This is a genomic window from Sphingobium sp., assembly GCF_035511395.1.
In the GTDB taxonomy this organism is placed as follows: Bacteria; Pseudomonadota; Alphaproteobacteria; order Sphingomonadales; family Sphingomonadaceae; genus Sphingobium.
Genome location: NZ_DATKFP010000251.1, coordinates 1 through 8,342, shown reverse-complemented (window position 1 = coordinate 8,342; position 8,342 = coordinate 1). Strand labels below are relative to the sequence as shown.

The 8,342-nt window shown below is 65.3% G+C and carries 8 protein-coding genes; all 8 read right to left on the bottom strand.

The window, feature by feature from the left end; genetic code table 11:
• On the bottom strand, positions 1-1,315 hold a 1,315-nt coding region (locus VMR39_RS17905), incomplete at its 3' end, for an FAD-dependent oxidoreductase (RefSeq protein WP_325417572.1).
• On the bottom strand, positions 1,308-1,652 hold the full coding sequence (locus tag VMR39_RS17900) for a hypothetical protein (RefSeq protein WP_325417570.1): 345 nt from the start codon (positions 1,650-1,652) through the stop codon (positions 1,308-1,310). The genes VMR39_RS17900 and VMR39_RS17905, both read right to left, overlap by 8 nt.
• Positions 1,642-2,283 carry an HAD family hydrolase gene (locus tag VMR39_RS17895; protein ID WP_325417568.1) on the bottom strand — a complete coding sequence of 214 codons (642 nt, stop codon included), beginning with the start codon at positions 2,281-2,283 and terminating at the stop codon, positions 1,642-1,644. The genes VMR39_RS17900 and VMR39_RS17895 overlap by 11 nt, the downstream gene beginning before the upstream one ends.
• Complete coding sequence (locus tag VMR39_RS17890; protein ID WP_325417566.1) at positions 2,280-3,272, bottom strand: UbiA family prenyltransferase; 993 nt, start codon at positions 3,270-3,272, stop codon at positions 2,280-2,282. The genes VMR39_RS17895 and VMR39_RS17890 overlap by 4 nt, the downstream gene beginning before the upstream one ends.
• The gene (locus VMR39_RS17885) at positions 3,269-4,837 is read right to left on the bottom strand and encodes a glycosyltransferase family 39 protein (protein ID WP_325417565.1); all 1,569 of its coding nucleotides are present in this window, start codon (positions 4,835-4,837) and stop codon (positions 3,269-3,271) included. Before VMR39_RS17885 ends, VMR39_RS17890 begins: the two co-directional genes overlap by 4 nt.
• Positions 4,837-6,330 (bottom strand): aspartate aminotransferase family protein, encoded by a 1,494-nt coding sequence (locus VMR39_RS17880; RefSeq protein WP_325417563.1) that lies wholly within the window; start codon positions 6,328-6,330, stop codon positions 4,837-4,839. Before VMR39_RS17880 ends, VMR39_RS17885 begins: the two co-directional genes overlap by 1 nt.
• 115 nt (positions 6,331-6,445) lie before the next feature.
• Positions 6,446-7,105, bottom strand: coding sequence for a response regulator transcription factor (locus tag VMR39_RS17875; protein ID WP_325417561.1), 660 nt, complete (start codon positions 7,103-7,105; stop codon positions 6,446-6,448).
• On the bottom strand, positions 7,102-8,342 hold a 1,241-nt coding region (locus tag VMR39_RS17870; RefSeq protein WP_325417559.1), incomplete at its 5' end, for a sensor histidine kinase. The genes VMR39_RS17870 and VMR39_RS17875, both read right to left, overlap by 4 nt.

The following is an 8,342-nucleotide window of genomic DNA, read 5'->3' as shown; positions in this document are numbered from 1 at the left end:
TCAGCGACGCGTCGGCGATCCGCAGCCCGTCGCCGCCATGGAGCCTGCCCCAGCTGTCGGTCGCGCAGAGCGACATATTCTCCCCCATCGGGCAGGAGGCGAAGACATGGACCGATGTCAGCAGCGCGGATGTCCATGGCTGCGCGGGCAGGGCGTCAATCTCGTTGGCGGACCGCAGCATCGGAAAGCCCCGGATGCAGGGCTGCACCGCTTCGGCTCCGGCGGAGAAGAGCGCCCGCATCAGATGCTTCAGCCCGTCATAAAGCTGGTCCAGTTCCTGATCCTCATGCCGGATCGATACGAGCGGATCCTGCATTGCCGGCAGGTTGCGCACTCTGGCATGTCCGGTGCCGTTCTGGACATAATAGAGACCCATCCTGGCCGCGTCGGAGCAGATCCGCGCGCGCATCTGCGGATTGCCCGCCAGCGCGAGCGCCAGCAGCGCCGGTGAACTGATGGAGCAACCGATGCCGAAGCGCGGCTCGAACATCTTGATCTGATGCACCGGGTCGGGATCGCCCGGCTGGTTGACCGGCACGTCGAACAGGGCGACGGCCTTCATCATCGGGTGGAATCTCAGGCTGTTGCCGATATTATGTCGGAAGCCCGATCGACGCAGCAGGGCCGGCGTCTGGACCGCTCCGCATGCGACGAACAGGGCATCGGCCTCGATCGTCAGTTCTGCCGCGCCATGCCGGGCCGCTACTTCCCATTTGCCGCCGAGGCGTCGAATCCGCGCCGCGCGGCAATCCGCGATCAGCCGGCCGCCGGCCTGCCGAAAGCGGGGGACGAACGTCTCGCTCATCGACTGTTTGCGCCCCGTGCCATAATCGTAGAGACGTGGCGCGGCGATCGCATCCCAGCCAAGGCGCGCGGCGCCATCGCCCAGCCGTTGTGACAGGTCGGGCGGTGTGCCGGGCAGATGGGCGATGCGGGCGGTCTGTTCGCAGGCGTCGAAATGCGGGGCGAGCGTATCCGGCGTCAGTTGATCGACGCGGTGAGTGCGGCTCCATTGTTCCAGCACATAGGCAGGCGTGCGGTGATAGAGGCCGCGATTGACCTCGCTCCCGCCACCGACGCAGCGCCCTTCGACGAAGCTGACCGACGGCTTGCCGAAGGCCATGGCGATGCCGGCATTGCGATATTTGCTCAATATCTCGTCGCCGGAGAAATGCGCGTTCGCCTCCAGCGGCAGGTCCGGCCCATCCTCGATCAGCAGAGTGGCATGGCCGGCCTCGGCGCAGAGGCTCGCCGTGACGGCGCCGCCCGGTCCCGAACCGATTACAGCCACATCGGTCCGCAGCCGGTCAGTCATGCGGCCCTTCGCGCGACCAGAGGCCGAAGATGATGAGGCTGGCGAAGAAGGTCGTGAGCATCCGCGCCGGTCCGATGGGTGAGTCGCCCCACGCGTCGAACTGTCGCAGCCGCAATTCGACCGGCAGCCGATGGAAGGGGCGGCCACGCCGGATCGCGGGCCATGCGTCGAAGAACAGGGTGGCGGCGCGCAGGGGCGGGCGCAGATAGGCGGGCATGCCCCGGAAGCTTGCCAGCACGAAGTCCGTTGCGGCTTCTGGCGATCCCGTTGCGCCTTTTTCCCGATGCGCGATCGCCTCCGCCATGGCATGGACGGTCGCGGCGAAGTCAGGCCACATGGCGAAAGATCGGCTCGTCGAAATGGCGGAAATCCCTCCCCCGGATGAGCGCGCGTACGCCGGCCCGGCGTGCGGCCTCACCATCGCGGTCGTCGCGATCGCCGATCATCAGCGTGCGGGCGGGCGCCACATGGGCGCGCTCCATCAGCAGCTTCAGGCCGGATGGGTCGGGCTTCAGCCGTCCGACATCATTGGCCCCCACCATCAGTTTCGCCGAAAGACCGAGCGCTGCCAGCTTTGCCGACGGCGGATAGTCGGAATAGATCGCCACCACATGACGCCGGGCCAGCCGCTCGAACAGATGGTCTATCCCCGTGGCCCGGCAGCGGCGCAAAAGGGGAAGCGGGCGATGCTCAATCCAGTCGGCGACCAGCGCACGCACCTGCTCGGGGGCATGGCCGGGCAGGCGATATTGTGCCGTGTCGAAATCCTCCATCATGGTGTCGGCCAGAGTCTCCCGGTGCCGGCGGAAGGCGGACAGGGTGCGGATCGCGCCAAGGCTGCGGCTGCGGATCGCGTCGCGCACCAGCGCCGCCATCATGCGACGCTGGAGGCGCGGCTGGTCGTAGAGCGTGCCATCCATGTCGAACACGACCAGATCGAATGCGTCCCACATCAGCGGATCCGTCATGGCCGCACATGGACGTAGGACGGAGCCGACAGATCGTTGAGGAAGGGCATATCGATGAAGGTCAGGACCGTCAGCGCCACCGCCACGCTCAGGGAAGCGAGCATCAGCCGCCGCGACCGGAACAGCCGCTCCGGCCGCGAGGCGACCGATCCATGTAGCATGGCCAACCAGAAATAGCTGGCGAACAGGATCGCGATGAAAGGCAGGGCGAAGATATATTCCTGCCGGTATTTGATCAGGAAGACGGCCAGGAAGAAGGCCGACAGCATGGCGTAGAGCAGGCAGGACACCGCCAGATATTCGGCATTGTAGCGGCTGAAGGAGCGGCGATAGCGGGGCAGCAGGTCGGCGCCGCCATCGGCGGTGATGTCGCGATATTCGGCCAGCCGCTTGGCCGCCATCAGGAAGCCGCCACCCATCCAGTAGGCGAACAGCAGGCTGCTGGGCGGCATGGTGGTCGGATCGACCATGGTCCAGCCGAGCATCAGGCGGATCGGGTTGTTGATGCTTTCGCTCAACACGTCCAGATAGACACGGTCCTTGGTCCGGATCGGCGCGACATTGTAGATCAGGCCCGACAGCACGAAGGCGGCAGCGGTGAAGGCGAACAGCGCCCCAAGCTGCATCGCCAGCCCCAGCCCCAGCACGACGAGCAGCATATATTCGGTGTAGACGATCGCCGGCGACAGGTTGCGATGCACGGCGGTCCGCGACGATTTGAGCGGATGGAAGGCATCGAATTCGCGATCCAGCCATTCGTTTATCACATAATTGGCCGATGCGATCGCGACCGCGCTCAACAATCCCATCAGGATGGTGAGCGGCACCGTCTGGGTGGCCGGATGGCGCAGCACATGGGCTAGGATGATGCCCGGCAGGATGAACACATGCTTGGTCATGTGGTCGAGCCGGGCGATCGCGATATAATCGCGCAGCCTGCCGCGTGGATTGCGTGTCGCCGGCATGTCGGCCGTACCCTGATGCCTCATGGCTTTACCTCCCCGACTTGTTTGGTGCGCGCGGCATAGATGCTGCCGTCGGCCAGCTTTACGATGCGAACCAGATCCAGTTCACGGGCCAGTTCCTTTTCGGACCCCATATAGAAGCGCCAGTCGACCCCGTTCAGGAACACGACATAGGCATTGCCCCGGCTCAGGGCCGCCCGCGCCGCCGCAAGCTGGGCGGCATAGGGGAAGGCTGGATCGTCACGCCCGGTGCGCAGCTCGAACGGCTCCGGGAGTCCCAGCGACCGCCGGCGCAGCAGATAGCCGATGATGTCGGCGCCGTTGCTGTAAAGGACCGCATCCCTGGGCAGGCGGCCGACGGCGGCGACGGTGGGGGACGTGACCCATTGGCGGGAGGCGTAGCCGACGCCGTCCATATAGGCTTCATGGGTGCGGTCTGCGGTTCTGATGCCATGGCTCAGCAGCATCGCGACGCCAAGGGCCGTCAGCGCATGACGCACCAGCCGGGTCGGCCCGGTGGCATCCCGGAACCAGGCGAGGGCGATCGTCACCGCCATAATGCTGGTGCCGTAGACCGGATAGGCATAGCGGCCGTTCAGATGCAGGTTGGCTTCGATCGAGGTCGCCAGCACCATGAAGAGCAGATAGGCGAAGAAGAAGAAGGTGAGCGGCACGGCGAGAAGGTCGAGTGTGCCCGGTCCGTCGACCCGCGCCTTGACCGCCTGCCAGCCCTGCCGGGCGAGCAGCCAGAGGCTCGCCGCGAACACCGCGAGAAACAGGGCGCCGCGGATCGCAAAGGGCACACCATTGGGCAGGATCCAGATCGTCAGCGCGTTGAAGCTCGCCAGCCATTCGCTGCCCGCCATATTGCCATATAATTCCAGTGGCCGCCCGGTAGAGCGACCCATTATTTCCTCGCTGAGCAGCGCCCAGCCGAGGAAGATCGCGGCCGACGGCAGGAGGATGCGGCCGATGTTCGCCAGACGACGTGGCAGGGCATGGCGCGGATCGATCAGCAGGAAGAGCGCGATGGCGGCGCCGAGCGGCGGCCCGGTGAAGCGCACCAGCGACGCGAACCCGATCCACAGGCCCGCGATGATCAGCCAGCGGCCGTCATCCTCCCGCAGATAGCGCATCAGCGCGCCGAGCGTCGCGAGGATCATGGTCAGAAACAGCGGCTCCGACATGGCGAGCGCATGGAGCGAGGCGGTCTGCGGCGAGATGACGATCAGGGCCGTGCCGAAGGCGGCATAGGCCGGCTGGCCGCAGGCCCGCCGCAACAGATGCCAACTGAGCCAGGGGTTGAGCATGGCGAGGACGATGGCGATCAGCCATGCCCCCTGGACGATGTCGAGGCCGGTCATCGCCACCAGTTGCAGCAGCGCGGGATAAAGCGGCGCATCCCAGGCATTGTGCGCCATGTTCATGTAGCGCGCGCTGTCCGGCCATATGCCGATACCGTGATGGGTGGCCAGCAGGAACAGGACGAGCGCGATCAGCGGGAAGGCGATCGGGCAGATGCGGTCCAGCCATCGGCCGAGGTCGATCTGCGCGGTCGCCGATCCCGGTTTTGCGGGGGACAGCAGCATCAGTTCCTTCCCCGCATGCCGGACAGCAGACGCTTCACATTGCCGGCGACGAAGCGCAGCGCGGAATCGGCGATCCCTCGGTCGAAAATCTCGTCCAGCCCGTCGACGAGCTGGTCGATCTCGACCTTCGTCACGGTGAAGGGCGGCATGAAATGCAGGATGTCGCGCGCACCCGGCTGGAAATGGACGAGGATATTGTGCCGCTCGAACAACATGCGGGCGACGGCACCGATCAGGACGGTCTGATAGGTCAGGAACAGCGGGTTGGTCGACACATCGACCAGCCGCGCTGCCAGATCTTCCCGAAAATTCAACCGGATCGCCCGGAACAGGCCGCGACCGCGCACGTCGACCAGCGTGCCGGGATATTTGATCCGCAGCCCTTCCAGCCGCGCCTCCAGATAGTCGCCCATCTCGGCGGCGTTATCGATCAGCCCGTCGTCATAGAGGGTGTTGAGCGTCTCGATCGCGACCGCGCAGGTTTCGCCGATGCCGCTGAAGGTCGAGCTGTGCAGGTTGCAGTCGTTGCGGTTGCCATAGGCGCGATCGAACAGGGCCTGCGACGTCACCATCGCGCCGATGGCGCGTTTGCCGCCGCCGAGCGTCTTCGCCAGCGTGACGACGTCGGGGACGGTGTCTTCATGCATGAACGCACAGAAGCGGCCGGTCCGGCCGCAGCCGACCTTTACCTCGTCGAAGCTGGATATGATGTCATTGTCGCGGCAGAGCCGGACGAACTGGGAGAGATAGCCCGGCGGCGGCACTTCGCAGGCGGTGCCCCGGATCGGTTCGATGATGGCGGCGATGATGTCGTTGCCCTGGCCGTCCATGCTGGCATTGGCGATCGCCTGTTGCAGGGCGTCGATGTCGCCATAGGGGATGTAGATGACATTCTCCCTGGGCACGCCGAGCAGGAAGCCGGTATGCACCTGCGTCGCGGTCGTCAGCGACAGCGCGCCATGGGTCTTGCCGTGGAAAGCGCCCTGCATGCACAGGAATTTCTGCTTGCCCTTGGGCGTCTGGATGCGTTCGGCGAGCTTCATCGCCGCCTCGTTCGCTTCCGCGCCGGATGTGGCGAGGAAGCTGGTGTCGAGCGGGTCGGGCAGTATCTGTGCCAGATTATGGGCGAGCGCGGCCTGAAGCTTGTGCGGCGACAGCTTGGTGATGTCGAGCAGGCGGCGCTCATGGCAGAGCCGCTCGGCCGCAAGGATGCGCGGATGGTTATGGCCGAGGCCGGCGGCCCCCATGCCGGTCGAGAAGTCCAGCACCCGACGTCCGTCCGCCAGATGGAGCGTCGTGCCCTCCGCGGACCGGACATCCAGCATGTCCAGGCCCAATATCGCATAGATTTGCAGCAGATGGCGATTGAGGTGCCGCGCATAGAGCTGGTTGGCGCGTCCCATGTCCAGCGCAACCGCCTCGTCCAATGTCAGGAGATCAGGTGTGCGGGACGTTGAAACGGGCCTGAAATCTTCGCGAATTTGCGTCGCCATGGTGATCGCTGCTCCCCTGCTCGTGCGGATGCGATCAACAGTAGGGCCGCGAATGACGCCCCGGAATCCATGGAATGATATACGCCTTTAGAGGCTCGGCCCTAGCTCCTTTGCGCTAGGTTCGCCTCAATTGCGGCTGCTCCGGAATCGCCGGCCCCTTGTAATAGATGGCGGCCAGCGCAGTGCGGTTCCGGATCTTCAGCTTCTGGAAGATATTGTGGAGATGGATTTTCACCGTCCCCTCGCTGGCGCCCAGTTCCCGCGCGATCAGCCGGTTCGACAGGCCGCGACAGGCATGGCCGGCAATTTCCAGTTCGCGCGGCGTCAGCGTATCGAGGCCGGGCTTCATCCCGTCATTCCAGCCCGGACTGGCGCGCGCGGCCAGTTCGTCGGGCAGCCATGGATGTCCGGCCGCGACCCGGCGCAGGCAGTCGATCAGCGTGTCGGGCGCGGATTCCTTCAGCAACAGGCCCCAGATGCCGTTCGCCAGCGCGTCCGACAACTGGGCGTCGCTGATGATCGCGGTCAGGAAGATCACGCGCGCGGGCAGGTCGGCGCTGCGCATCCGGCGCAGCAGCGCAAGGCCGCTGACATCGGGCATGTTGATGTCCAGAACGGCGATGTCGGGCTTCAGCCGGTCGATCATTGCAAAGGCGCTTTTCGGGTCGCTCGTGCTGCCGACGACCGTGAAGTCCGGATCGAGATTGATGAGGACGGCGAGGCCGCGCAGCACGACGGGGTGGTCGTCGACCAGGAAGACACTGTGAGGCCTCATGGAACCGGCATCTCGATCGTCATGGCCAGGCCTGGCGACTGCCGGACGATAGCGAGGCTGCCGGCAAGCTGTTCGACCCTGGATCGCAACGACCGGGGCAGGACGACATGCCCTTCGCGATGGGGCATGCCGCAGCCATTGTCGGAAATGTCCATCCGGATGCGGCCATGACCGGCGGAGAGATGGACATCGACCCGCGTGGCGCCACCATGGCGCACGGCATTGGCCGTCGCTTCGCAGAGCAATTGCGCCAGTTCGCGCTGGATGGCCATACTCGTCTCCAGTTCCGCAGGATCGACGGCGAGGGCAATATCACATCCCCACTGGTCGCGCAGGATGTTCACGGTGTCCGACAGCGATGTCGACAATGGCGACACGGTTGCGGTTTCGGCCGGCCAGTTCTTCTCCACGAAGATGCGGATGCGCCGTTGCTGTTCGGACAGCATTCGACTGACGCCGTTCAGGGGCTCGCGCGCCGTCTCGCTCAGGCCCGCACCGGCGGCCTTCAGCGTAAGCGACGCAGCGGTGAGATCCTGAAGCACGCTGTCGTGCAGGTCGCGCGCCAGGCGGACGCGTTCCTGGTCCCGCGCACGGTCTTCCATTGCCCGCATCAGGTCGAGCCGCTCCAGTTCATGCCCGATCCGCAAGGCGATGATCCGGGCGAGCGAGGCGGCATCTTCCTGCTGGAACGGCGCGTCGAACATGAAGAGACGGCCACGGTGCCGGGCGCCTTCGAACGGTGCGGACCGCAGGCGATGGGGATCGGCGGTCAGCTGGCGCCAGCCTGTGGCCGCGACCATGGCGTTGATTTCCGTTACTTCGGCTTTGGGCGACAGATAGTGGGCAGTGAAGAGGGCGATCCGGGCCTGCCAGAAGACTGGCCCCAGATCGTTCCGTTCCTGCAAGCCGTCCGGCCCGAACATCATTGCATGATGGCTATCCGTCGCCTGGTCCTGCCAGACGAGAAGCAGGCGCTGCGCACCTAGCAACTGTGCGGCATGTTCCAGCACATCGCGCAACCACATGCGCCGATCCATGTCGGCCGGCACCGTGGACCAGGCGGCCAGTTGCGCGAAGCGATGGCTGCTGCGGGCGCGGCAGGCGCCGAAATAGCCCAGCATGGCGGCCGCGACCAGAAAATAGGCCGAGCGCATGATGACGAGATTGAGTTCGGAATCGCCGTCGGTCAGATCTCGCCAGCCGACCGTGATCATCATCGCTTCCATCACCAGCGCGC

Coding starts and splice junctions, on each gene's coding strand:
- VMR39_RS17900 (WP_325417570.1), bottom strand. CDS start 1,652: ATGTGGCCTGACTTCGCCGCGACCGTCCATGCCATGGCGGAGGCGATC.
- VMR39_RS17895 (WP_325417568.1), bottom strand. CDS start 2,283: ATGACGGATCCGCTGATGTGGGACGCATTCGATCTGGTCGTGTTCGAC.
- VMR39_RS17890 (WP_325417566.1), bottom strand. CDS start 3,272: ATGAGGCATCAGGGTACGGCCGACATGCCGGCGACACGCAATCCACGC.
- VMR39_RS17885 (WP_325417565.1), bottom strand. CDS start 4,837: ATGCTGCTGTCCCCCGCAAAACCGGGATCGGCGACCGCGCAGATCGAC.
- VMR39_RS17880 (WP_325417563.1), bottom strand. CDS start 6,330: ATGGCGACGCAAATTCGCGAAGATTTCAGGCCCGTTTCAACGTCCCGC.
- VMR39_RS17875 (WP_325417561.1), bottom strand. CDS start 7,105: ATGAGGCCTCACAGTGTCTTCCTGGTCGACGACCACCCCGTCGTGCTG.